General features: G+C 71.9%; 28 protein-coding genes. 24 read left to right on the plus strand and 4 right to left on the minus strand.

Annotated elements, in window-relative coordinates; genetic code table 11:
• Nucleotides 1-3: 3 nt before the first annotated feature.
• The 3 genes from JIW86_RS28765 to JIW86_RS28775 are packed head-to-tail and all read left to right on the plus strand — an operon-like array spanning nt 4 to nt 2,595.
• A complete protein-coding gene (locus JIW86_RS28765) occupies nt 4-1,041 on the plus strand; it encodes an ABC transporter ATP-binding protein (protein ID WP_257556733.1) in 1,038 nt (345 codons plus the stop codon).
• 56 nt (nt 1,042-1,097) lie between these two features.
• Complete coding sequence (locus tag JIW86_RS28770; protein WP_374199303.1) at nt 1,098-1,895, plus strand: ABC transporter permease; 798 nt, start codon at nt 1,098-1,100, stop codon at nt 1,893-1,895.
• Between the two features lie 49 nt (nt 1,896-1,944).
• Complete coding sequence (locus JIW86_RS28775) at nt 1,945-2,595, plus strand: hypothetical protein (RefSeq protein ID WP_257556734.1); 651 nt, start codon at nt 1,945-1,947, stop codon at nt 2,593-2,595.
• A gap of 18 nt (nt 2,596-2,613) precedes the next feature.
• Here the strand turns inward: JIW86_RS28775 and ybaK are convergent, their stop codons facing one another.
• The 3 genes from ybaK to JIW86_RS28790 are packed head-to-tail and all read right to left on the minus strand — an operon-like array spanning nt 2,614 to nt 5,478.
• On the minus strand, nt 2,614-3,111 hold the full coding sequence (ybaK, locus tag JIW86_RS28780) for a Cys-tRNA(Pro) deacylase (protein WP_257556735.1): 498 nt from the start codon (nt 3,109-3,111) through the stop codon (nt 2,614-2,616).
• Entirely contained in the window at nt 3,111-3,848 is a 738-nt protein-coding gene (locus JIW86_RS28785; RefSeq protein WP_215146476.1) for an LON peptidase substrate-binding domain-containing protein, read from the minus strand. Before JIW86_RS28785 ends, ybaK begins: the two co-directional genes overlap by 1 nt.
• 34 nt (nt 3,849-3,882) lie before the next feature.
• Nucleotides 3,883-5,478, minus strand: a complete 1,596-nt coding sequence (locus JIW86_RS28790; RefSeq protein WP_257556736.1) for an oxidoreductase — start codon at nt 5,476-5,478, stop codon at nt 3,883-3,885.
• 140 nt (nt 5,479-5,618) lie between these two features.
• Between JIW86_RS28790 and hisD the strand changes: the two genes are divergently transcribed.
• The 10 genes from hisD to JIW86_RS28840 all read left to right on the plus strand — a co-directional run bounded on the left by hisD (nt 5,619) and on the right by JIW86_RS28840 (nt 13,428).
• A complete protein-coding gene (gene hisD / locus JIW86_RS28795; protein ID WP_257556737.1) occupies nt 5,619-6,941 on the plus strand; it encodes a histidinol dehydrogenase in 1,323 nt (440 codons plus the stop codon).
• Nucleotides 6,938-8,050, plus strand: a complete 1,113-nt coding sequence (locus JIW86_RS28800; protein WP_257556738.1) for a histidinol-phosphate transaminase — start codon at nt 6,938-6,940, stop codon at nt 8,048-8,050. Before hisD ends, JIW86_RS28800 begins: the two co-directional genes overlap by 4 nt.
• A complete protein-coding gene (hisB, locus tag JIW86_RS28805; RefSeq protein WP_215146480.1) occupies nt 8,047-8,640 on the plus strand; it encodes an imidazoleglycerol-phosphate dehydratase HisB in 594 nt (197 codons plus the stop codon). Before JIW86_RS28800 ends, hisB begins: the two co-directional genes overlap by 4 nt.
• 1 nt (nt 8,641) lies before the next feature.
• A complete protein-coding gene (locus tag JIW86_RS28810; RefSeq protein WP_031148344.1) occupies nt 8,642-8,809 on the plus strand; it encodes a hypothetical protein in 168 nt (55 codons plus the stop codon).
• Nucleotides 8,806-9,450 carry an imidazole glycerol phosphate synthase subunit HisH gene (gene hisH, locus JIW86_RS28815; protein WP_257556739.1) on the plus strand — a complete coding sequence of 215 codons (645 nt, stop codon included), beginning with the start codon at nt 8,806-8,808 and terminating at the stop codon, nt 9,448-9,450. Before JIW86_RS28810 ends, hisH begins: the two co-directional genes overlap by 4 nt.
• Nucleotides 9,450-10,187 (plus strand): bifunctional 1-(5-phosphoribosyl)-5-((5-phosphoribosylamino)methylideneamino)imidazole-4-carboxamide isomerase/phosphoribosylanthranilate isomerase PriA, encoded by a 738-nt coding sequence (gene priA / locus JIW86_RS28820; RefSeq protein WP_215146482.1) that lies wholly within the window; start codon nt 9,450-9,452, stop codon nt 10,185-10,187. The genes hisH and priA overlap by 1 nt, the downstream gene beginning before the upstream one ends.
• Nucleotides 10,184-10,567 carry a RidA family protein gene (locus tag JIW86_RS28825; protein ID WP_257556740.1) on the plus strand — a complete coding sequence of 128 codons (384 nt, stop codon included), beginning with the start codon at nt 10,184-10,186 and terminating at the stop codon, nt 10,565-10,567. The genes priA and JIW86_RS28825 overlap by 4 nt, the downstream gene beginning before the upstream one ends.
• Complete coding sequence (hisF, locus tag JIW86_RS28830; protein WP_215146484.1) at nt 10,564-11,319, plus strand: imidazole glycerol phosphate synthase subunit HisF; 756 nt, start codon at nt 10,564-10,566, stop codon at nt 11,317-11,319. Before JIW86_RS28825 ends, hisF begins: the two co-directional genes overlap by 4 nt.
• A 131-nt stretch (nt 11,320-11,450) precedes the next feature.
• Nucleotides 11,451-12,656 carry a DNA sulfur modification protein DndB gene (locus JIW86_RS28835; protein ID WP_215146485.1) on the plus strand — a complete coding sequence of 402 codons (1,206 nt, stop codon included), beginning with the start codon at nt 11,451-11,453 and terminating at the stop codon, nt 12,654-12,656.
• A gap of 124 nt (nt 12,657-12,780) precedes the next feature.
• Entirely contained in the window at nt 12,781-13,428 is a 648-nt protein-coding gene (locus JIW86_RS28840) for an NYN domain-containing protein (RefSeq protein WP_257556741.1), read from the plus strand.
• Nucleotides 13,429-13,442: 14 nt separating this feature from the next.
• Here JIW86_RS28840 and JIW86_RS28845 read toward each other — a convergent pair whose 3' ends face one another.
• On the minus strand, nt 13,443-14,075 hold the full coding sequence (locus tag JIW86_RS28845) for a TIGR03085 family metal-binding protein (RefSeq protein WP_215146487.1): 633 nt from the start codon (nt 14,073-14,075) through the stop codon (nt 13,443-13,445).
• Between the two features lie 92 nt (nt 14,076-14,167).
• Between JIW86_RS28845 and hisI the strand changes: the two genes are divergently transcribed.
• The 11 genes from hisI (at nt 14,168) to lgt (ending at nt 23,260) form a co-directional block, all read left to right on the plus strand.
• Entirely contained in the window at nt 14,168-14,536 is a 369-nt protein-coding gene (gene hisI / locus JIW86_RS28850; RefSeq protein ID WP_215146488.1) for a phosphoribosyl-AMP cyclohydrolase, read from the plus strand.
• A 15-nt stretch (nt 14,537-14,551) separates the two neighbouring features.
• Nucleotides 14,552-16,042, plus strand: coding sequence for an anthranilate synthase component I (locus JIW86_RS28855; RefSeq protein ID WP_215146489.1), 1,491 nt, complete (start codon nt 14,552-14,554; stop codon nt 16,040-16,042).
• Between the two features lie 14 nt (nt 16,043-16,056).
• Nucleotides 16,057-16,701, plus strand: coding sequence for a TIGR02234 family membrane protein (locus tag JIW86_RS28860; RefSeq protein WP_257556742.1), 645 nt, complete (start codon nt 16,057-16,059; stop codon nt 16,699-16,701).
• A 111-nt stretch (nt 16,702-16,812) separates the two neighbouring features.
• Nucleotides 16,813-17,064 carry an HGxxPAAW family protein gene (locus JIW86_RS28865; RefSeq protein WP_215146491.1) on the plus strand — a complete coding sequence of 84 codons (252 nt, stop codon included), beginning with the start codon at nt 16,813-16,815 and terminating at the stop codon, nt 17,062-17,064.
• Nucleotides 17,065-17,117: 53 nt separating this feature from the next.
• Nucleotides 17,118-17,597, plus strand: coding sequence for a DUF2752 domain-containing protein (locus JIW86_RS28870; protein ID WP_416237611.1), 480 nt, complete (start codon nt 17,118-17,120; stop codon nt 17,595-17,597).
• A 172-nt stretch (nt 17,598-17,769) separates the two neighbouring features.
• Entirely contained in the window at nt 17,770-18,579 is an 810-nt protein-coding gene (gene trpC / locus JIW86_RS28875) for an indole-3-glycerol phosphate synthase TrpC (protein WP_215146493.1), read from the plus strand.
• Between the two features lie 9 nt (nt 18,580-18,588).
• A complete protein-coding gene (gene trpM, locus JIW86_RS28880) occupies nt 18,589-18,801 on the plus strand; it encodes a tryptophan biosynthesis modulator TrpM (protein ID WP_251064984.1) in 213 nt (70 codons plus the stop codon).
• Between the two features lie 224 nt (nt 18,802-19,025).
• On the plus strand, nt 19,026-20,270 hold the full coding sequence (trpB, locus tag JIW86_RS28885) for a tryptophan synthase subunit beta (protein ID WP_257556743.1): 1,245 nt from the start codon (nt 19,026-19,028) through the stop codon (nt 20,268-20,270).
• Nucleotides 20,267-21,094, plus strand: coding sequence for a tryptophan synthase subunit alpha (gene trpA / locus JIW86_RS28890; protein WP_215146494.1), 828 nt, complete (start codon nt 20,267-20,269; stop codon nt 21,092-21,094). Before trpB ends, trpA begins: the two co-directional genes overlap by 4 nt.
• Nucleotides 21,095-21,189: 95 nt before the next feature.
• A complete protein-coding gene (locus JIW86_RS28895) occupies nt 21,190-22,188 on the plus strand; it encodes a DsbA family protein (RefSeq protein WP_416237612.1) in 999 nt (332 codons plus the stop codon).
• Between the two features lie 88 nt (nt 22,189-22,276).
• Nucleotides 22,277-23,260, plus strand: coding sequence for a prolipoprotein diacylglyceryl transferase (gene lgt, locus JIW86_RS28900; RefSeq protein ID WP_257556744.1), 984 nt, complete (start codon nt 22,277-22,279; stop codon nt 23,258-23,260).
• The last annotated feature ends 12 nt before the right edge of the window (nt 23,261-23,272 follow it).

Consider the following 23,272-nt stretch of genomic DNA (forward strand, 5'->3'; position numbering starts at 1 on the left):
CTCGTGAGTACGGGCACAGCACAAGAGCAGAACGGCACAGCGGCGGCCGCGGAAGCCGGCTCCGACGTCGTCTGCGCGGTGCGTGACCTGGTCAAGACGTACCCCGCCGTACGCGGCCGGCGCGGGGCTCCGGCCCTGCCCGAGACCCGCGCCAGCGACGGCATCTCCCTCGACGTCCGGCGCGGCGAGATCTTCGGCCTGCTCGGCCCCAACGGCGCCGGCAAGTCCACCCTGGTCCGCCAGCTCACCGGGCTGATGCGCCCCGACGCCGGCACCGTGACCCTGCTCGGCCACGACCTCGTACGCCACCCCGAGCGGGCGTCGCGACTGCTCGCCTACCTGGGGCAGGAGTCCACCGCGCTGGACGAGCTCACCGTGTCGCTGGCCGCCGAGACCACCGGCCGGCTGCGCGGGCTCGACGTACGGGCGGCCCGGGCCGCGCGCGACGCCGTACTGGAGGAGCTCGGGCTGACCGGGATCGCCGGGCGGCCCCTGAAGAAGCTTTCCGGCGGGCAGCGGCGCCTCGCGTGCTTCGCCGCCGCGCTGGTGGGGGAGCGGCCGGTACTGGTCCTCGACGAACCCACCACCGGCATGGACCCCGTGGCCCGCCGCGCCGTGTGGGCGGCCGTGGACCGGCGGCGCGAGCGGCACGGCGCCACCGTCGTACTCGTCACCCACAACGTCATCGAGGCCGAGACCGTCCTCGACCGGGTCGCCGTCATCGACCAGGGCAAGGTCATCGCCTGCGACACCCCGGCCGGACTGAAGACCATGGTCTCGGGCGAGGTCCGCCTGGAACTGGTCTGGCGCGAGAGCGCTCCGCTGGGTGTGCCCGAGGTCGCCCTGCTGCGTGCGGACGCCGTCGAGTCGGGACGGCGCTGGGTGCTGCGGCTGCCGCCGGACGAGGCAAGGGCTGCGGTGGCCGCGGTCACCGGCGGCCCGGCCTTCGCCGCCCTCGACGACTTCAGCCTGGCCACGCCGAGCCTGGAGGACGTCTACCTCGCGCTCGGCGGCAAGACGAAAGGGCTGGTGAAGTCGTGAGCGACCGCTCGCCGGGCGCTGTCGCGCCGATCGCCGCCGCCGGCCCCGGCGACGCAGTGCCGGCCACCAGCGTGTCGGCCGCCGCCGGGTGGCCCGTGGCAGCACCGCTCGCGCCCCGGGCCGGGTTCCTGCCCGCGCTGGCCGCCGTTTACCGGGCGCAGCTGTCCCGGGCGAGGGTCGCACGGATCCCGCTGCTGTTCGTGGCCACCTTCCAGTCCGTCGGGATCATGATCCTGATGCGCGGGGTCGTGGACGGAGGCTCGGAGGCCCGGGCCGTCGTGGCCGGTTCCTCGGTGCTGGTCGTCGCCTTCGTCGCGCTGAACCTGCTCGCGCAGTACTTCGGGCAGCTGCGGGCGAGCGGCGGGCTCGACCACTACGCCACGCTGCCGGTGCCGCCCGCCTCGGTGGTGCTGGGCGCGGCCGCCGCGTACGCCTCCTTCACCCTGCCGGGGACGCTGGTCACCGCCGTCTTCGGGTGCGTGCTCTTCGGGCTGCCGATGGGCGGGCTGTGGATCCTGGCCGCGGTGGTACCGCTGGCCGGGGCGGCGCTGGCCGGGCTCGGCGCGGCGCTGGGGCTGCTGGCGCCGCGGCAGGAGCTGGCCACGCTGGCCGGGCAGCTCGGCATGTCGGCGGCGCTGCTGCTGGGCGTGCTGCCGCCCGAGCGGATGCCGGACGTGATCGTGTGGGCGCGGGACCTGCTGCCGTCCACGTACGGGGTGGAGGCGTTCGCGCAGACCTTCGCCCCGGATCCGGACTGGGCCGTCGTCGCCGTCGACCTCGGCGTGTGCGGGGCGGTGGGGGTCCTGTCGCTGGCCGTCGCCACCTGGGCGTACCGGCGGGCGGCGGTCCGCTGACGCCGGTGCCGGACGACACCCCTTGTTCAAGACCTGGCACGATGTGGGGGTGACCGAAGCCGTGACCCCGCCGTCTCCTTTCGACCCGCCGTCGCTCCCGCCCGAGAAGCCGGGGGCGGCCGCCCCGGCCGTCACCCCTGCGGACATCCGGGACGGCGCCGCCGTCGCCCTGGCGGTCGGGGTGGCCGGAGTGCTCCTCGGGCTGCTGTGGGCGTGGCTGGCGCCGCGCGTGCAGTACGTCTCCAACGGGGAGGCGGTGTTCCTGCGCAGCAGCGAGAGCGAGGCGCGGATCGGGTCCGACGGGACCTTCTTCCTGCTCTCGGCGGGCCTGGGCGTGGTGAGCGCCGTCGGCACCTTCCTGTGGCGCCGGGCCGGCGGTGTGCCGCTGGTGATCGGGCTCGGGGTGGGGTCGCTGTTCGCCGCGCTGGTGGGGTGGCGGTTCGGGCTGTGGCTGGGGCCGTCGTCGGACCTGGCCGCCGCCGCGGTGAAGGCGGGCAAGGGGGTTCCGTTCGACGCGCCGCTGCAGTTGCTGGCGCACGGGGCGTTGCTGGTGTGGCCGATGGCCGCCGTCCTGGTCCACCTGGGCCTCACGGCCCTGTGGTCACCGCGCGACCCGGACCCGGACCGGGGCTGGACCGGCTACTACCAGGCCCCGCCCGCCCCCGCCGACCCGACCACACCGGAGCCCCCGCGCCCCTGACAGCGGCGCCGCAGACGGTTACGGGCGGGCGATGGGGGCCAGCGTGGCCCCGGTCAAGGCGGCCAGGTCAGAGGGGGCGAGCTCGACCTCCAGGCCGCGGCGGCCCGCCGAGCAACAGATGGTGGCGTGCGCCGAGGCAGAGGCATCGAGCACCGTGCGCAGGCGCTTGCGCTGGCCCAGCGGGGAGATGCCGCCCCGCACGTAGCCCGTGGTGCGTTCCGCCAGCGCGGGATCGGCCATCGCCGCCCGCTTGCCGCCGACCGCCGTGGCCAGGGCCTTCAGGTCCAGCGACCCCGACACCGGGACCACCGCCACCGTCAGCACGCCGTCCACGTCCGCGACCAGGGTCTTGAAGACCTGCGCGGGCGAGACCCCGAGCGCCTCCGCCGCCTCCTCCCCGTACGAGGGATGCGCCGGGTCGTGCTCGTACGCGTGCGTCGTGAAGGGGACGCCCGCCGCCGTGAGGGCCACGATCGCCGGGGTTCCGGCCGCCGCCTGCCTGGGCTTCTTCGCCATCAGTTCGGGCTCGTCGGGGTACGGGTCAGGTCCACCGCCGGCAGCGAGGGGAGGTGGCGGATCACCGCCGTCTCCGTGCGCAGCAGCTTCAGCTCCTCCGCCAGCCGGGTCGCCGTGTCCGGGGCCTGGAGCAGCCGCTGCTTGGCCGGGATGTCCAGCACCGCCGCCGCTGCCACCAGGTACGAGACCACCGACGGCTCGTCGGGGAGTTCCGCACCCGTCAGGGACCGCTCGCGGGCTCCGGCCAGCCGCTTCTGGTAGTTGCGGAACGCCCGCAGCACCCCCTCGGCCAGCGCGCCCGCGCCCTCGCCCGCGTCCTCCGGGAGCTCTTCCAGCTCCGCCGTGAGGAACGGGCCCGAGGAGTCGACCGAAAGCAGCCGGACCCGCGCCGTGCCGGTGGCGAGGACCTCGAAGCTGCCGTCCTCCCGCTCGCGGATCGTCGCCGCGTCCGCGATGCAGCCCACCCGGTGGAAGGCCTGGACCGGGTCCGCGCCGAAGCCGGCGGCCGGGCCCTTCTCGGGCAGGGACGTCTGGTCGGGCAGGCCGGGCGCGGTCGGCGCGACCTCACGGCCGTCACGGATGGCGACGACCGCGAAACGGCGCGGCTCGTCCTCGCCCGTCTTCAGAAGCTCGCGCATCATGGCGCGATAACGCTCCTCGAAGATGTTCAGCGGGAGGACGAGTCCCGGGAACAGCACCGAGTTCAGCGGGAAGAGGGGCAGGCGAACGGTGGTCACGAGGCACAGGGTAGTGGCCGCCGGGCCGGCGCCGTCACCCCCGCCTCAGCAGCCGGGAGGCCCCCGCCGCCACCGTCGTGGCCAGGATCCACCCCAGAAGGACCAGCGCCGCCGCCCCCCACTGCCAGCCGCCGTCCACCTTCCACTGGGCCTCCTGGCCGAGGTCGATCACCGGGAGCAGCAGGTCCAGGGCGTACAGGGCGGCATCCCACTCGGGGTGCTCGTTCTCCTTGATGGGGGGCGGCCGGTGCTGGGAGAACAGCAGCGCGCCCGCCGCCCACAGGACCGCCATCCACAGCGCGGCCCGGCCCGGGCGGTAGCCGTAGACCACCGTCCAGTCCTGGACGTACCCCCAGGCCTTGGCCGCAGGCGGCAGGGTGCCCCGGCGCCGCCGCTGCTTGGCCAGCAGCACCTCGCGGGCGTCCGCGTCCTCACCGCTGGCCCGCAGCACGGCGGCGAGCCGCTCGTACGGCTCCGGCGAGTACTCGGGGGTCGCCGCCTCCACCCACTCCAGTCGGCGGGAGAGGGGGAAATGACCCCGGGGGGCGAGGTTCTCGTAGACGAACCCCTCTATGGACACCCCGCCCGGGCCCGGCCAGCTGGTGGAGGTGTCGACGAGCTTGACCACCTTCGCCCCCGACACCACGACCCGCCCGCGCTCCGGCCGCTCGCCCACGAAACGGAACTCGGGGGTCTGGATCCTGCGCAGGGATATCTCCTGCTCCTCCGTGAGCACGAAGCGCGCCCCGTAGAAGTCGATGGCGTCACCGAACCGGCCGTCGTCCAGCCGCATGCCGCCCCGGCACTCGAAGCGCTGCGCGCGCTGGCCGCGCGTCGGCGTCAGGCCCAGGCCGTACGGGGGAGTGGAGGAGTTCGACCCGGGGACGTAGTCCAGCGCGATCGAGGTCAGGTACAAGGTCCGCTCGACGGTCAGCTGCGGGGCGTTGAGCGCGTACCTCCCGTACGGATTGCGCAGGCGGGCCCCGCGCATGTTCATCGACACGCCGACCGTCGCGCCGCGCAGGGACACCTCCCCGTACGTCTCCAGCAGCTCGCCCTGGAAGTCCTGCGCCACCGACATCCCGTCGGCGGTGATCGCCCGGCCCTTGGTGTCCCGCTGCACCACCGCCTGGCTGATCAGCAGGTCCGTGCCGATCTGCGCGTCGGTCAGCCGGATGCCCCGGGCCACCCGGCAGCGCGGCATGTGCAGATCGCCCTCGGTGTGCAGGCGGGCCGCCTCCAGCCGCGGGATCGCGCAGTTGATCAGGCGCAGGGTGCCGAAGCGGGTCTCGGACAGCTGGATCTCGCTGTCGAAGCGGCAGGACTGGAGCTCCACGTACGGGCTGACCGTGCCCCCGGACAGGTCCAGGCGCCCCGTGATCCGTACGCCGCGCAGCTTGAGTGAGGCCACCCGGCCCGGCACCGGGGACGGCCCGTGCAGCAGCAACAGGGCCACCACCTGGGCGCGGACGCTGCGCTCGGCGCCCCAGACGTGCTCGGCGTGCGGATCGTCCCGGTCGGCGGTACGGACGCTCAGATCGCAGACGCTGCCCGTGCGGTACGCCTCCCACATGCGGTGCTCGACAGCGGTGAGATCCGCCGGTTCCTCGCCCGGGCGTGCCTCGGCCATGGCGGCCCCCCCTCCGCTGTCACCTGTACGCATTCAAAAACGTCTGTGATCAACGCTAACGGGGGGCTGTGACAACCGGGCGTGTATCAGCCAGTGATACAGGCGAACGGTGGCGCTGGGCGGTCTGAGAGAATTGGGAGGTGATCTCTCGTATCGACCTGCGCGGTGACGCCCTCCCCGAGGGCGGCGCCCTGCGCGATCTGCTGCCCCGTGCCGAGTTCGACGTGGAAGCCGCCCTGGAGAAGGTGCGGCCCATCTGCGAGGACGTCCATCATCGTGGCACGGCGGCGCTGATCGAGTACGCGCAGAAGTTCGACGGAGTCGAGCTCTCGCAGGTCCGGGTACCCGCGGAGGCCATCAAGGCCGCCCTGGAACAGCTGGACCCGGCCGTCCGCGCCGCCCTCGAGGAGTCGATCCGGCGCGCCCGGATCGTGCACCGGAACCAGCGCCGCACCGAGCACACCACCCAGGTGGTCCCCGGCGGCACGGTGACCGAAAAGTGGGTTCCGGTGGAGCGCGTGGGGCTGTACGCCCCGGGCGGCCGCTCGGTGTACCCGTCCTCCGTCGTCATGAACGTCGTACCGGCGCAGGAAGCGGGCGTCGAGTCGATCGCGCTCGCGTCCCCGCCGCAGAAGGAGTTCGGCGGGCTGCCGCACCCGACGATCCTCGCCGCGTGCGCGCTGCTCGGTGTCGATGAGGTGTACGCGGCCGGCGGGGCACAGGCCGTCGCGATGTTCGCGTACGGGACCGAAGAGTGCCTGCCCTCCAACATGGTGACCGGCCCCGGCAACATCTGGGTCGCCGCCGCCAAGCGTTACTTCACCGGCAGGATCGGCATCGACACCGAGGCCGGCCCGACCGAGATCGCGGTCCTCGCGGACTCCACGGCCGACCCGGTGCACGTGGCCGCCGACCTGATCAGCCAGGCCGAGCACGACCCGCTGGCCGCCGCCGTGCTCGTCACGGACTCCGCGGAACTCGCGGACGCCGTCGAGCACGAGCTGGAGCCGCAGGTCGCCGCCTCGAAGCACGTCCACGACCGGATCAAGCCGGCGCTCGCGGGCAAGCAGTCCGCGATCGTGCTGGTCGACAGCCTGGAGGACGGCCTCAAGGTCGTCGACGCGTACGGCGCCGAGCACCTGGAGATCCAGACCGCGGACGCCGCGGCCTGGGCCGCCCGCGTGCGCAACGCCGGTGCGATCTTCGTCGGCCCGTGGGCCCCGGTCTCGCTCGGCGACTACTGCGCCGGGTCGAACCACGTGCTGCCCACCGGCGGCTGCGCCTGCCACTCCTCCGGCCTGTCCGTGCAGTCCTTCCTGCGCGGCATCCACATCGTCGACTACACGCGCGACGCCCTCGCCGAGGTCACCCACCACGTGGTGACGCTGGCCGAGGCCGAGGACCTGCCCGCGCACGGCGCCGCCCTGAAGGCGCGCTTCGGATGGAAGGTGCCGACCGTATGACCCGCATCGGCATCGACGACCTCCCCATCCGGGAGGAGCTGCGCGGCAAGACCCCGTACGGCGCCCCGCAGCTCGACGTGCCCGTCCAGCTGAACACCAACGAGAACCCGTACGAGCTCCCCGCGGAGCTCGTGGCGCGGATCGCCGAGCGCGTCGCCGACGCCGCCCGCACCCTCAACCGCTACCCCGACCGGGACGCGGTCGAGCTGCGCACCGAGCTGGCCGCCTACCTCACCCGTACGGCCAAGCACCCGGTCGCGCGGGAGAACGTCTGGGCGGCCAACGGCTCCAACGAGGTCATCCAGCAGCTGCTGCAGACCTTCGGCGGGCCCGGACGCACCGCGATCGGCTTCGAGCCCTCGTACTCGATGCACGCGCTGATCTCCCGCGGCACCGGCACCGGCTGGATCTCCGGACCGCGCCGGGAGGACTTCACCATCGACGTGGAGGCGGCCGAGCAGGCCATCGCGGAGAACACCCCCGACGTCGTCTTCATCACCTCGCCCAACAACCCCACGGGCACCGCGGTCGAGGCGGAGACGGTCCTGGCCCTCTACGAGGCCGCGCAGGCGGCGAAGCCGTCCCTGGTCATCGTGGACGAGGCGTACGTGGAGTTCAGCCACCGCGACTCGCTGCTGCCCCTCATCGAGGGGCGGCCGAATCTGGTGGTCTCCCGGACCATGTCCAAGGCCTTCGGCGCCGCCGGTCTGCGCCTGGGCTATCTGGCCGCGCACCCCGCCGTGGTCGACGCCGTGCAGCTGGTGCGCCTGCCGTACCACCTGTCGGCCGTCACCCAGGCGACCGCGCTGGCCGCCCTGGAGCACACCGACACCCTGCTCGGCTACGTCGAGCAGCTCAAGGCCGAGCGCGACCGGCTGGTCGACGAGCTGCGGGCCATCGGCTACGAGGTCACCGAGTCCGACGCGAACTTCGTCCAGTTCGGGACGTTCGAGGACTCGCACACCGCCTGGCAGAAGATCCTCGACCAGGGTGTCCTGGTCCGTGACAACGGCGTACCGGGATGGCTGCGGGTCACCGCCGGCACCCCGGCCGAGAACGACGCGTTCCTGGAAGCGGTTCGCGCACTGAAGAAGGAGCAGCACGCATGAGCCGCATCGGACGGGTCGAACGGACCACGAAGGAGACCTCCGTCGTCGTCGAGATAAACCTCGACGGCACCGGCAAGGTCGACGTGTCGACGGGCGTGGGCTTCTTCGACCACATGCTCGACCAGCTCGGCCGCCACGGCCTCTTCGACCTCAGCGTCAAGACCGACGGCGACCTGCACATCGACACCCACCACACCATCGAGGACACCGCCCTCGCGCTCGGAGCCGCCTTCAAGCAGGCCCTCGGCGACAAGGTGGGCATCTACCGCTTCGGCAACTGCACCGTGCCGCTCGACGAGTCCCTCGCCCAGGTGACCGTGGACCTGTCCGGCCGCCCGTACCTCGTGCACACCGAGCCCGAGAACATGGCGCCGATGATCGGCTCCTACGACACGACGATGACCCGGCACATCTTCGAGTCCTTCGTCGCGCAGGCCCAGATCGCCCTGCACATCCACGTCCCGTACGGCCGCAACGCCCACCACATCGTGGAGTGCCAGTTCAAGGCCCTGGCCCGCGCCCTGCGCTACGCCGCCGAGTTCGACCCGCGCGCGGCCGGCATCCTTCCCTCGACGAAGGGCGCCCTCTAGCGTGAACGGGCTCAACACGATCCTGATCGTCCTCGGCCTGTTCCTGGCCGGCGGCGTCTACTCCTTCCAGAAGCAGCAGATGCCCAAATCGGTCGTCATCCTGCTCGCCATCGGCTCCGCGATGTGCCTCGCCGCCGGAGTCCTGCGCATCCAAGGAATCTGGGAATGAGCACTGCACGCAAGACGGTCGTGGTCTTCGACTACGGCTTCGGCAACGTCCGCTCCGCCGAGCGGGCCCTGGCCCGCGTCGGCGCCGATGTCGAGATCACGCGCGACTACGACAAGGCCATGGACGCCGACGGACTGCTCGTCCCCGGTGTCGGTGCCTTCTCCGCCTGCATGCAGGGGCTCAAGGACGCCCGCGGTGACTGGATCATCGGCCGCCGGCTGTCCGGCGGCCGCCCGGTCATGGGCATCTGCGTCGGCATGCAGATCCTCTTCGAGCGCGGCATCGAGCACGGCGTGGAGACCGAGGGCCTCGACGAGTGGCCCGGCACGGTCGGCCCGCTCAAGGCCCCGATCGTCCCCCACATGGGCTGGAACACCGTCGAGGCCCCGGCCGACAGCCAGGCCTTCGCCGGCCTGGACGCCGACGCCCGGTTCTACTTCGTGCACTCCTACGCGGTGCGCGAGTGGAACCTGGAGGTCACCAACCCGGCGATCCGCGCTCCCCGCGTCACCTGGGCCACCCACGGCGAGCCCTTCGTCGCGGCGGTGGAGAACCGGGCCCTGTGGGCGACCCAGTTCCACCCCGAGAAGTCCGGCGACGCCGGAGCCCAGCTCCTCACCAACTGGATCGAGACCCTGTGATGACCGAGCCCGCAGCGAAGCTGGAACTCCTCCCCGCGGTCGACGTCCGCGACGGCCAGGCCGTCCGCCTCGTGCACGGGGTGTCGGGCAGCGAGACCTCCTACGGCTCCCCGCTCGAGGCGGCCCTCGCCTGGCAGCGCTCCGGCGCCGAATGGCTGCACCTGGTCGACCTGGACGCCGCCTTCGGCACCGGTGACAACCGCGCCCTGGTCGCCGAGATCACCGCCGCCATGGACATCAAGGTCGAGCTCTCCGGCGGCATCCGCGACGACGCCTCGCTCGCGGCGGCCCTCGCCACCGGCTGCACCCGCGTCAACCTGGGCACCGCCGCCCTGGAGACCCCCGAGTGGGCCGCCAAGGCCATCGCCGACCACGGCGACAAGATCGCGATCGGCCTCGACGTCCGCGGCACCACCCTCAAGGGACGCGGCTGGACCAGCGAGGGCGGCGACCTGTACGAGGCCCTCGCCCGCCTCGACTCCGAGGGCTGCGCCCGGTACGTCGTCACCGACATCGGCAAGGACGGCACGCTGACCGGCCCCAACCTGGAGCTGCTCCGCAACGTCTGCGCCGCCACCGACCGGCCCGTCGTGGCCTCCGGCGGCATCTCCTCCCTGGACGACCTGCGGGCCCTGTCCGAGCTGGTCCCGCTGGGCGTCGAGGGCGCGATCGTCGGCAAGGCCCTGTACGCCAAGGCCTTCACCCTGGAAGAAGCCCTGAAGGTGGTCTCCGCATGAGCTCTGACGAAGTACGCCGCATCTCGTCCGGCGGCGCCTACGAGGACGTCATCGGCTACTCCCGCGCCGTCCAGCTCCCGAACGGCCTCGTCCTGGTCTCCGGCTGCACCGCGGCCGACGCCAACGGCCCGTACGACCAGGCCGTCGGCGCCTTCGGCGTCGCCCTCAAGGCCCTCGCCCAGGCCGGTCTCGGCGCCGAGCACGTGGTGCGCACCCGGATGTACCTCACCCACGCCCGGGACGTGGACGAGGTGGGCCGCGCCCACAAGGAGCTGTTCGACGCGGTCCGCCCCGCCGCATCCATGATCATCGTCTCCGGCTTCGTCGACCCCAGCATGGTCGTCGAGGTCGAGGTCGAAGCGTACGGAGGTGCCGCATGAGCCTCGCCGTACGTGTGATCCCCTGCCTGGACGTGGACAACGGCCGGGTCGTCAAGGGCGTCAACTTCCAGAACCTGCGCGACGCCGGTGACCCGGTGGAGATGGCCAAGCTGTACGACGCCGAGGGCGCCGACGAGCTGACCTTCCTCGACATCACCGCGTCCTCCGGCAACCGCGAGACCACGTACGACGTGGTGCGGCGGACCGCCGAGCAGGTCTTCATCCCGCTGACCGTGGGCGGCGGCGTCCGCACCGCGGACGACGTGGACAAGCTGCTGCGGGCCGGTGCGGACAAGGTGGGCGTGAACACCGCCGCCATCGCCCGCCCCGAGCTCATCCAGGAGATCGCGGAGCGCTTCGGCCGGCAGGTACTGGTCCTGTCGGTGGACGCCCGCCGCACCGCCTCGGGCTCCTTCGAGGTCACCACCCACGGCGGCCGCAAGGGCACCGGCATGGACGCCGTCGAGTGGGCCCACCGGGCGGCCGAACTGGGCGCCGGGGAAATCCTGTTGAACTCGATGGACGCCGACGGCACCAAGGACGGGTACGACACCGAGATGATCGCGGCCGTGCGCAGGCACGTCACGGTCCCGGTGATCGCCTCGGGCGGCGCGGGCAAGCTGGAGCACTTCGCGCCGGCGATCGCGGCGGGCGCCGACGCGGTCCTCGCGGCCTCGGTGTTCCACTTCGGCGACCTGCGCATCTCCGAGGTCAAGACGGCCCTGCGCGAGGCGGGTCACCCCGTCCGCTGAGACCGGCCGCCCCGCCGCGGGGCTTTCTCAAGATGACGGAAGTCCTTTCTCGAGAAAGCCCTGCGGCGAACTGGAGTTGACCCCTACCCTGATTCACATCGCCGCTGTGGCCGAGGAGATGGGTGGGGACTGTGGCCAAGCTGAGTACCGACGTGTTCGACCTTTCCGCCGGGATCTTCATCCGCTGTCTGCAGGTGGACGACCGGACGACGCACATCCAGGTCCCGTTCAAGCAGCTGAGGGTGATCACCCACGACCCGGTGGTCCTGCAGCCCGGAAACGCCAAACTGCGGCCCACGGACGTCACGGACGAGGACGTCGAGCTGCATTCGCTGGTACAGCGGGGTCTGGAGCTGGGGAAGAAGACGAACATCCCCAAGTACGCGGCGTACATCCAGAGTTTCGTGACCGGGGCACGCGCGGGCGTACTGCCCCCCATCCACCTGTGGACCGAAGAACCGCTCTCCATCGTGCAGTACGCGGAGCTGGGCGGCGCGCAGCAGAACTTCCTCTGTGTTCCCCACGGCACGAAACTGATCGCCATCGACGGCGAGACCCAGCTGGCCAGCCATTACCACCTCCAGCGGGACCCCGCCGTCGGCCAGGAGGCCAAGGACCTGCACGCCACCGCCTATCTCAGCGCCGTGGTGCACGACGACAGGCCCCCGATGGAGGCCCGCAAGTTCTTCTACGACCTCAACGTGCTCGGTGTCCGGGTGAACTCGGCCATCGCGCTCAGCATGGACACCAACGATCCGCTGATGGATGTCGTGGGACGCCTCTCGGAGGAGATCCCGTTCTTCCGGGGGAAGGTCGAGCGGATCTCCCGGCAGATCAAGAAGAACAGCCCCAAGGTGGTCAAGCTCCAGGACCTGCGGCAGTTCGTGATCAACATGGTGCACGGAATCTCGGGTGTGCAGTACGGAACCAAGCCCGCCCCGATCGGCCACGTCGATCTGGCCGACCTGGAATCCGCGGCGCGCGACTGGCTCGCTGCCTACGCCGAGGCCTTCGGCGAGGAGATCACGGACCGGGAGGAGTGCGTCGCGGCCATGGGAAGCGTCTTCGCCGCCGTCGGGGCCATGGGCCGGCCGCTGCTGGAGGCCTCCGGCGAGGAGCGGAGCCTGCGTCTCGAAGGCCTGCTCGCCAGTCTGAAGGCGGTCGACTGGCGCAAGGGCGACCAGTGGCTGGGCACCGTGCTCACCAAGACACCCCAGGGCAGGTACACGATCAACGGGCCCAAGCAGTCCGCGTACGCCGTCTTCGGGGCCCTGAGCGATCCCGCGAGCCCCGCCTACCGGGTCGTTCGCGGGGAGCCGGCCTCACCGGCCCTCTGAGCGGCCCTCCAGTACGCAGAACACGAAAAAAACGGCCCCGTCGCCGGGGCCGTTCCTGTCGGCGTGACCGCCGAACTCGTATGCAGACACCGTAACAGGCGGGCCGTCCCCGCCGGGAGAACCTGTGAGCAGCGTTATCGCCTACGTCGACGGGCCCAACCTCGACTACTCCATCCGAGCCACCTTCGGCCACCGCTACCTCTGGCTGGATCTCGCGGCATTGGTGGAGCGGCTGCGGCCCGACGACACCCTCGAGCGCGTCCAGTACTGCACCACCCTGGTCGTGAAGGATCCGGCGGCACTCGCGGACCAGAAGACGCACCTGGACGCCCTCGCCGCGCACCGCCCCCGGGACGTACAGACCGAGCTCGGGCACTACACCGTCCAGAAACCGCGCTGCGCCTCGTGCCGTCAGGGTTACCGGTGCGGTTGTACGCCGCCCCGCCGATTCCGCCGGTTCGAGGAGAAGCGAACCGACGTGGCCATCGGCGCCCGCCTCGTCGAGGACAGTGCGCGCGGGGCCTCGGACATCGCGCTGATCGTGTCCGCGGACTCCGATCTCGTGCCCGCGGTCGAGGCCGCCCGGCGCCTGGACCCCCTGCGCAAGATCTACCTGGCCCTGCCGCCCGGCTATGCGAGGCCGAGCCGGCACTTCCACTCGGTCGGCGCGTTCACGATCAACGAGACCGCGCTGCGCAACAGCCAGCTGCCCGAGACCGTCACCGAGGCCGCCACGGGAGTCGTGTACAGCCGTCCCGCCGGGTGGAAGTGAGCCCCGGACAGGGCCTAGATGCCCAGCTTGGCCGTCGTCAGCTTCGCGACGGCGTCCTTGTCACCGTCCAGGGTGACGGCGGCGGAGTTCTGGCGGCCGAAGCAGAACAGCGTCAGTTCCCCCGGTTCGCCCGTCACCGTCACCACCGGGGCGCCCTTGTGCGCCACCGTCGTCTGGCCGTTCGGGCGGCGCAGCACCAGGCCGACCGGCGAGCGGCGGCCCGTCAGGCGGGCCAGCTTCTCCAGGCGGGACCACAGGGAGTCCGAGAACACCGGGTCCAGCTCCCGCGGGGACCAGTCCGGCTGCGCCCGCCGGACGTCCTCCGCGTGCACGAAGAACTCCACGGCGTTCGCCGCCTCGTCGATCTGCTTCAGCGCGTACACCGACATCTTCGGCGGGCCGGTGCGGATCAGCCGGATGAGCTCCTCGTACGGCTTGGCCGTGTACTCCGCCATCGCCGCGTCCAGGCGGTTCTTCAGCACGTTCAGCAGCAGGCCGCCAGCCGCGTCCGGGCGGCGTTCCCTGACCACCACGTGCGCCGCCAGTTCCCGGCAGGTCCAGCCGTCGCACAGCGTCGGCGCCTCCGGCCCGGCCGCCTCCAACAGGTCGGCCAGCAGCAGCCGTTCACGCTTCGCATGGGTAGACATGCGGGCCAGCCTACGGCTGGATCACGCCGCGCGCCTGCTCATCAGGCGGACAGGGATCCGCGGCGGGCATAGCGGCCCGGCACAATGGCCACATGAGTACGTCCCCCCGCCCCGGCAGCCTCGATCCCGCCATCGCCGCGCGTCTCAAGCGCTCCGCCGACGGCCTGGTACCGGCCATCGCCCAGCAGTACGACACCGGTGAGGTGCTCATGCTCGGATGGATGGACGACGAGGCCCTGCACCGTACCCTGACGACCGGCCGCTGTACCTACTGGTCCCGCAGCCGCCAGGAGTACTGGGTGAAGGGGGACACTTCCGGCCACTTCCAGCACGTGAAGTCCGTCGCCCTCGACTGCGATGCCGACACCGTGCTCGTCAAGGTCGACCAGGTCGGAGCGGCCTGCCACACCGGCGCCCGCACCTGCTTCGACGACGATGTCCTCCTCCGCGACGCCGACTAGGTAGGCCCCACGCACATGGATCTCGATACGTTCCGCAAGCTCGCGGCCGACCGCCGCGTCATCCCCGTGAGCCGCAAGCTGCTGGCCGACGGTGACACCCCCGTCGGGCTCTACCGCAAGCTCGCCGCCGAACGCCCCGGCACCTTCCTCCTGGAGTCCGCCGAGAACGGCCGCTCCTGGTCCCGGTACTCCTTCGTCGGCGTGCGCAGCGACGCGACCCTGACCGTCCGGGACGGCCAGGCGCACTGGATCGGCACCCCGCCCGTCGGCGTACCCACCGACGGCGACCCCCTGGAGGCGCTGCGCGCCACCGTCGAGGCCCTGCACACTCCCCGCGACCTCGCGGGCGGGATGCCGCCCTTCACCGGCGGCATGGTCGGCTACCTCGGCTACGACATCGTGCGCCGCCTGGAGCGCATCGGCGAGCACACCGGCGACGACCTGCGGCTGCCCGAGCTGACCATGCTGCTCACCTCCGACCTGGCGGTCATGGACCACTGGGACGGCACCGTCCTGCTCATCGCCAACGCGATCAACCACAACGACCTCGACACCGGCGTGGACGAGGCGTACGCGGACGCCGTGGCGCGGCTCGACGCGATGGAGGCCGACCTCGCGCGGCCCGCCCCGTACACCCCCACCCCGCTGCCCGCCTCCGAGCTGCCGCAGTTCTCCGCGCTGTGGGGCGGCGAGAAGTACCAGGCCGCCGTCGAGGACATCAAGGAGCGCATCCGGGCCGGCGAGGCCTTCCAGGTGGTGCCCTCGCAGCGGTTCGAGACCCCCTGCGAGGCCTCCGCGCTGGACGTCTACCGGGTGCTCCGGGCCACCAACCCCTCCCCGTACATGTACCTCTTCCGCTTCGAGAACGGCTTCGACGTGGTCGGGTCCAGCCCCGAGGCGCTGGTCAAGGTCGAGGACGGGCGGGCCATGGTCCACCCCATCGCCGGCACCCGGCACCGCGGCGCCACCCCGCAGGAGGACCACGACCTCGCCGAGGAGCTGCTGGCCGACCCCAAGGAGCGCGCCGAGCACCTGATGCTCGTCGACCTGGGCCGCAACGACCTCGGCCGGGTCTGCGAGCCGGGCTCCGTCGAGGTCGTCGACTTCATGAGCATCGAGCGGTACTCGCACGTCATGCACATCGTGTCCACCGTCACCGGGCGGGTCGCCGAGGGCAAGACCGCCTTCGACGTGCTCACCGCCTGCTTCCCGGCGGGCACCCTCTCCGGCGCGCCCAAGCCCCGCGCCATGCAGATCATCGAGGAGCTGGAGCCCTCCCGACGCGGCCTGTACGGCGGCTGCGTGGGCTATCTGGACTTCGCGGGCGACTCCGACACGGCCATCGCCATCCGCACCGCGCTGCTGCGCGACGGCACGGCGTACGTGCAGGCCGGCGCCGGGGTCGTGGCCGACTCGGTGCCCGAGCTGGAGGACAACGAGTGCCGCAACAAGGCGGCCGCCGTGCTGCGCGCGGTGGGAGCGGCGAACCGCCTCCACAGCTCGTGAGGGCGTAAGGGATAGTGGGGTACGTGAGTGCCGTACCCCCGCCCCGAACCGATACCGACGCCGAGGCCCCCGAGAGCCGCAGCGGCCGCCGCAGCGTGGCCGTCGCCCTGCTGCTCGGCACCCTCGGCTCCACCGTCGTGCTGCTCGCCTCCGGCCGGGTCTGGGCCCGGGGCACCACCGCCCTCGGCGGCGACTCGCTCGCGCTGACCGCGGACGGGCAGGCCGTCACCGGGCTCCCCGCGGCCCTGGCCATCGTCGGCCTCGCCGCCCTGGTCGCCGTCTTCGCCGTACGCGGCAAGGGCCGGCTGCTGGTGTCGGGGCTGCTGGCGCTCAGCGGCCTGGGCGCGGCGCTGACCGCGGTCTTCGCCGCCGACGGCCGCCGGGCCCTGGACGCGGAGGCCGCCCGTACGACGGCGGACGCCGCCGCGCAGGTGGCGGGGCTGACCCAGACCGCGTGGCCGTACGTCACGGCCGCCGGGGCGGCCCTGATCCTGGCCGCCGGACTGCTGGCCCTGCGCTTCGGCCGGAGCTGGCCCGCCATGGGCGGCCGCTACGAGCGCGACGGCAGCCCCCGTACGCGCAAGCCGGCCGTGGTGGATCCGGACCGGCCGGAGGATCTGTGGAAGGCTCTGGACCGCGGCGAGGACCCGACCGGCTGACGCACCCCCCGTGGACGGCGGCCCCGCCCGGTGCGGGACAATGGGCACCGAGCGTTCGACACAGACCGCGCGCTCGACAGAGCACCGCGACAGAGCAACGAGGAGCAACTCATGGCGGGCACAGACCACGGACACACCCCGGCCGCCTGGACCGGTGTCACCATCGCCTTCATCGGCTTCTGCATTTCCGGCGCCTACATGGTGCTCGCGAACCCGATCGGCTTCTGGGCGGGCCTCGTCGTGGTCGCGATCGGTGGCGTCGTCGGCATGGCGATGAAGGCGGCGGGCATGGGTGCGCCGAAGGCCTCCCACAAGGACCTCGCCGAGGTCATCGCAGCCTCCAAGGTCCCCGCCAAGGTCTGAGCGCGGTACCGAGGATCCGAAAGGCGCGGCCCCGTCGGGCTGCGCCTTTTGTCATGACCGGTGAGAATCAGCGGGTGGACGCCTCTCGCACCCCCGATGCCCTGCCGCCGCAGGCCGCGCCCGTCGTACCGATGTCCCGGGCCCGGCGCCTGCGCACACCGGCGCTCACCCTGGTCGCGGCCGCCGCGGCGTTTGCGTACGTGGGCACCGTGGATCCCAACGAACCGGGCCATTACCCGGTCTGTCCACTGCTGCGGCTGACCGGAATCCTGTGCCCCGGCTGCGGCGGCCTGCGCAGCGCGCACGCGTTCGCCCACGGCGATCTGATCACAGCTTTCGGGGCAAATGCCCTGGCCGTCACGGGCTACTTCGTCTTCGCCGGATTCATGATCCTGTGGCTGATTCGGGCCTATGGCGGCGGGCCCGTGCCCCGACTGGTCTTGCGGCGGCTCCACTGGTGGGGGATCGGCGGGGCGGCCCTGGTGTTCGCCGTTGTCCGAAATCTTTCTTTCGGCTCGGCACTGGCCCCCTGAGGCCCGTGCGGGGCCCGGATGAAGCCCCGATTCCGAATGTCCAGTTACTGGGACGGCGTCAACCGCGTGCGGAGGGCAAGGCCTCCTGCGGATACCATTTGATTGCTGACCTTGCAGTTGTACGTGTCTGCAAGGCGGCCGACCGTCATCGACCCGGAAGGGGGCCGCTCGCGTGAGTGTGCTCGACGAGATCATCGAAGGGGTCCGCGAAGACCTTGCCGAACGGCAGGCCCGCGTGAGCCTCGACGAGCTCAAGGAGCGTGCCGCCAAGGCGCCCCAGGCCAAGGACGGCGTCGCCGCACTGCGCGGCGACAGCGTCAAGGTGATCTGCGAGGTCAAGCGCTCCAGCCCGTCGAAGGGCGCGCTGGCCGCGATCGCCGATCCGGCCGGGCTCGCCGCCGACTACGAGGCGGGTGGTGCGGCAGTCATCTCCGTCCTCACCGAACAGCGCCGCTTCGGCGGCTCGCTGGCCGACCTGGAGGCCGTCCGCGCCCGCGTGGACATCCCGATCCTGCGCAAGGACTTCATCGTCACGGCGTACCAGCTCTGGGAGGCCCGTGCCTACGGCGCCGACCTCGTGCTGCTGATCGTCGCGGCCCTGGAGCAGGAGGCCCTCGTCTCCCTCATCGAGCGGGCCGAGTCCATCGGCCTGACCCCGCTCGTCGAGGTCCACGACGAGGAGGAAGTGGAGCGCGCGGTCGCCGCGGGCGCCAAGATCATCGGCGTCAACGCCCGCAACCTCAAGGACCTCAAGGTCGACCGCTCCACCTTCGAGCGCGTCGTCCCGGAGATCCCGGCCCACATCGTCAAGATCGCCGAGTCCGGCATCCGCGGGCCGCACGACCTGATCGCCTACGCCAACGAGGGCGCCGACGCCGTCCTCGTCGGGGAGTCCCTGGTGACCGGCCGCGACCCGAAGGCGGCCGTGGCCGACCTCGTCGCCGCCGGCGCCCACCCCGCCCTGCGCCACGGGCGGAGCTGACCCGTCCCCATGGCCCACGACCGCTCCTCCGTCCGCACCCGACCCGGCCGCCGTGGCCCGGTCGGCGTGCCGACGGCGCACGCGCCCCTGGCGCGCGGCTGCCGCCCTCGCGGCTGCCGCGCCCCGGCCCGGCGCGTGCACGGGCGGCGGGTCCGGTACGTGATCGGCTCCGAGCCCGGTCAGGTCAACGGCATGCGATGGCGTCCGGGAGACGCGCCGTAACGAGGCCCGCAGCGGACGGTACGAGACGTATCGTTTCGTGTCGCGGTGGCTCCGTACGGCCCGTTGCCCGGGCCGACCGGCTCCGGGCGGCGGGTTCTCCTTCCCGCATCCCGCAGACAGCACAGACCGACCCCCGCGGGGGTGCGTGCGTGTGCGTGTCGCGGGTGGGTGGCGCAATACGGTGAAAACCACTCGTCGCATCCCGTTCCCGTAGGAGCACCGGCATGTCCAGCCAATTCTTCATCCCGGACCCGGAGGGTCACGTCCCGAACGCCGAGGGTTACTTCGGCGACTTCGGCGGCAAGTTCATCCCGGAGGCGCTCGTCGCCGCCGTCGACGAGGTCGCGGTCGAGTACGAGAAGGCCAAGGTCGACCCGGCCTTCGCGGCCGAGCTCAACGACCTGATGGTCAACTACACCGGCCGCCCGAGCGCCCTCACCGAAGTGCCCCGGTTCGCCGAGCACGCCGGCGGGGCGCGGATCTTCCTCAAGCGCGAGGACCTCAACCACACCGGCTCACACAAGATCAACAACGTGCTGGGCCAGGCGCTGCTCACCAAGCGCATGGGCAAGACCCGGGTCATCGCCGAGACCGGCGCCGGCCAGCACGGCGTGGCCACCGCCACCGCCTGCGCGCTCTTCGGCCTCGAGTGCACCATCTACATGGGCGAGATCGACACCCAGCGCCAGGCCCTGAACGTGGCCCGGATGCGGATGCTGGGCGCCGAGGTCATCTCCGTGAAGTCCGGCTCCCGGACCCTGAAGGACGCCATCAACGAGGCGTTCCGCGACTGGGTCGCCAATGTGGACCGGACCCATTACCTCTTCGGCACGGTCGCCGGACCGCACCCCTTCCCGGCCATGGTCCGCGACTTCCACCGGGTCATCGGCGTCGAGGCCCGCCGCCAGATCATCGAGCGCGCCGGCCGGCTGCCCGACGCCGTCGCGGCCTGCGTCGGCGGCGGCTCCAACGCTATCGGCCTCTTCCACGCCTTCATCCCGGACGCCGACGTCCGCCTGGTCGGCTTCGAGCCCGCCGGGCACGGCGTCGAGACCGGCGAGCACGCGGCCACGCTGACCGCGGGCGAGCCGGGGATCCTGCACGGCTCCCGCAGCTACGTCCTCCAGGACGAGGAGGGCCAGATCACCGAGCCGTACTCCATCTCGGCCGGTCTGGACTACCCGGGCATCGGCCCGGAGCACTCGTACCTCAAGGACACGGGCCGCGGCGAGTACCGCGCGGTGACCGACGACGCCGCGATGCAGGCCCTGCGCCTGCTCTCCCGCACCGAGGGGATCATCCCGGCGATCGAGTCGGCGCACGCCCTCGCCGGCGCCCTCGACCTGGGCAAGGAGCTGGGCAAGGACGGCCTGCTGGTCGTCAACCTGTCCGGCCGCGGTGACAAGGACATGGACACGGCCGCCCGCTACTTCGGGCTGTACGACGCCGCCGAGGGGGAGACCAAGTGAGTGCCAGCGAGAAGACCGGACGCATCCAGCTGCTGAGCGACACGCTCGCCAAGGCGAAGTCCGAGGACCGCGCCGCCCTCGTCGCCTACCTCCCGGCGGGCTTCCCGACCGTCGACGGCGCCATCGAGGCGGTCAAGGCCGTCATCGCGGGCGGCGCGGACGTGGTCGAGGTCGGCCTCCCGCACAGCGATCCGGTCCTGGACGGCGCGATCATCCAGACCGCCGACGACATCGCCCTGCGCGGCGGCGTCAAGATCGCCGACGTGATCCGGACCGTGCGCGAGGCGCACGAGGCGACCGGGGCCCCGATCCTGGTGATGACGTACTGGAACCCCATCGACCGCTACGGCGTCGAGCGGTTCACCGCCGAGCTCGCGGCGGCGGGCGGCGCCGGCTGCATCCTGCCCGACCTGCCGGTCCAGGAGTCCGCGCTGTGGCGCGAGCACGCGGAGAAGCACGGTCTGGCGACCGTCTTCGTCGTGGCCCCCAGCAGCAAGGACGCGCGCCTCGCCACCATCACGGCGGCCGGTTCCGGCTTCGTCTACGCGGCTTCCCTCATGGGAGTCACCGGTACGCGCGAGTCGGTCGGCAACGAGGCCCAGGCGCTGGTGCGGCGCACCCGCGCCACGACCGAGCTCCCGGTCTGTGTCGGGCTGGGCGTCTCCAACGCCGTCCAGGCCAAGGAGGTGGCGGCCTTCGCCGACGGGGTGATCGTCGGCTCGGCCTTCGTCAAGCTGCTGCTGGACGCGCCGGACCTGCCGGCCGGGCTGGCCGCCGTACGGTCGCTGGCGGGCGAGCTTGCGGAAGGCGTACGCAGGAGCTGACGGGAAGCGCACACCTGAACGGGTTCTGTAGCCCGATCAGGTGGAAGTGGGAGCGGGGAGGCACGCGAGTGCCTCCCCGCTTCGTTTGGCCGAACGTGAGCGAGAAGAACGACGGTGCGAACCGCGATGCGACGAAACGATCGGCCCGGGAGCGGCTCCAGATGGAGCGCGAGCGGCAGAAGGCCCGGGACAAGCGTCGGCGGACGCTCGTCGTATCGGCGGCGGTGGTCGGCGTGCTCGGCCTGGCCGCCGTCGTCGGCCTGATCGCGGCCAACACCGGAAAGGACGGCGGCGCCGACAAGGCGGGCCCGGTGGTCGCCCCCTCCGGAGCCACCGGCAAGGACGCGCTGGCCATCCGGACGGGCAAGGACGAGGCCAAGTCCACCCTGACCGTGTGGGAGGACTTCCGCTGCCCCGCCTGCAAGGGCTTCGAGGACAACTACCGGGCCACCGTCCACGAACTCGAGGCCAAGGGGCTGCTCAAGGCCGACTACCACCTGGTCACGCTCATCGACGGAAACATGGGCGGCAGCGGCTCGCTGAAGGGCGCGAACGCGGCGGCCTGCGCGCAGGACGCCGGCAAGTTCGCGGAGTACCACGACGTCCTCTTCCAGAACCAGCCGCAGGAGGTCGACGACGCCTACGGCAAGAACGCGAAGCTGCTGGAGCTGGCCGGCAAGGTGGACGGGCTGGACACCCCCGCCTTCCGCTCGTGCGTCGAGAACGGCACGCACAACAGCTGGGTGGCCAAATCGCACGAGGCCTTCCGCGCCGGAAAGTTCCGGGGCACGCCGACCGTGCTGCTGGACGGCAAGGACATCTTCTCTGACCAGGCCAATCCGCTGACCCCGGAGAAGCTCAAGGCGCAGGTGGAAGCCGCGGCCGGGGCATCGAGCGGCAGTGGCAGCGGGGCCGGGGCCTCGAAGTCGGCGGGGAAGGCCTCGCCGTCCGCGTCCGCAGACACGGCTTCCGGGACCACTCCCGGTGCGACTCCCGGTGTGAAGGCCACGCGGCCGGCGTCCTCGGGCGGAGGGTCGACGGCGCCGTCGAAGACGTCCGCGAACAGCGGATCGGACCGTTCCGCGGAGAACTGAGCGACGCCTGGGTCATGTGTGGATTTGGTTTCGGCTTGCCGGGCGGGTTGCGGTGTGCACCGCCCGGCAAGGTAGCGTCATGTCTGCCATGGACATTGCTTACATCCCCAGTCCGTCGACCGGCGTGATCCATCTCGGACCGATCCCGCTCCGCGGCTACGCGTTCTGCATCATCATCGGCGTCTTCGTCGCTGTCTGGCTCGGCAATAAGCGGTGGATCGCGCGCGGCGGAAAGCCGGGCACGGTCGCTGACATCGCCGTGTGGGCGGTGCCGTTCGGCCTTGTCGGCGGTCGCCTCTACCACGTGATCACCGACTACCAGCTCTACTTCGGCGAGGGCCGCAACTGGGTCGACGCCTTCAAGATCTGGGAGGGCGGCCTCGGCATCTGGGGGGCGATCGCGCTCGGCGCGGTGGGCGCCTGGATCGGCTGCCGACTGCGCGGCATCCCGCTGCCGGCCTGGGCGGACGCCCTCGCCCCGGGCATCGCGCTGGCCCAGGCCTGCGGCCGCTGGGGCAACTGGTTCAACCAGGAGCTGTACGGCAGGGCCACCGACCTGCCCTGGGCGGTGGAGATCAGCGCCGGCCCGAACCGGGACGCCGGCACCTACCACCCGACCTTCCTGTACGAGTCGCTGTGGTGCATCGGCGTCGCGGTGCTGGTGATCTGGGCCGACCGCCGCTTCAAGCTCGGCCACGGCCGGGCCTTCGCCCTGTACGTGGCCGCGTACTGCGTGGGCCGCGGCTGGATCGAGTACATGCGGGTCGACGAGGCGCACCACATCCTGGGCCTGCGGCTGAACGTCTGGACCTCGATCGTGGTCTTCGTACTGGCCGTCGTCTACCTCGTGCTGTCGGCGAAGCTGCGCCCGGGCCGCGAAGATGTCGTGGAACCGGATCGCCCGGCCGACGCCAAGGACGCCGATCCCAAGGACGCCAAGGCTGCCAAGGCCGACGAGCCCAAGGACGCCGAGGCCGGCGCTGCGGCGGCGGAGCCGGAGGACGCCCCCAAGGCAGACCTCTCCAAGGCCGAACCGGCCGGGGCCGAGGCCCCGGGGGCCGAGAAGCACTGACCCGGCGGGTCA

It is taken from the genome of Streptomyces sp. NBC_00162, from assembly GCF_024611995.1.
Taxonomy (GTDB): Bacteria; Actinomycetota; Actinomycetes; order Streptomycetales; family Streptomycetaceae; genus Streptomyces.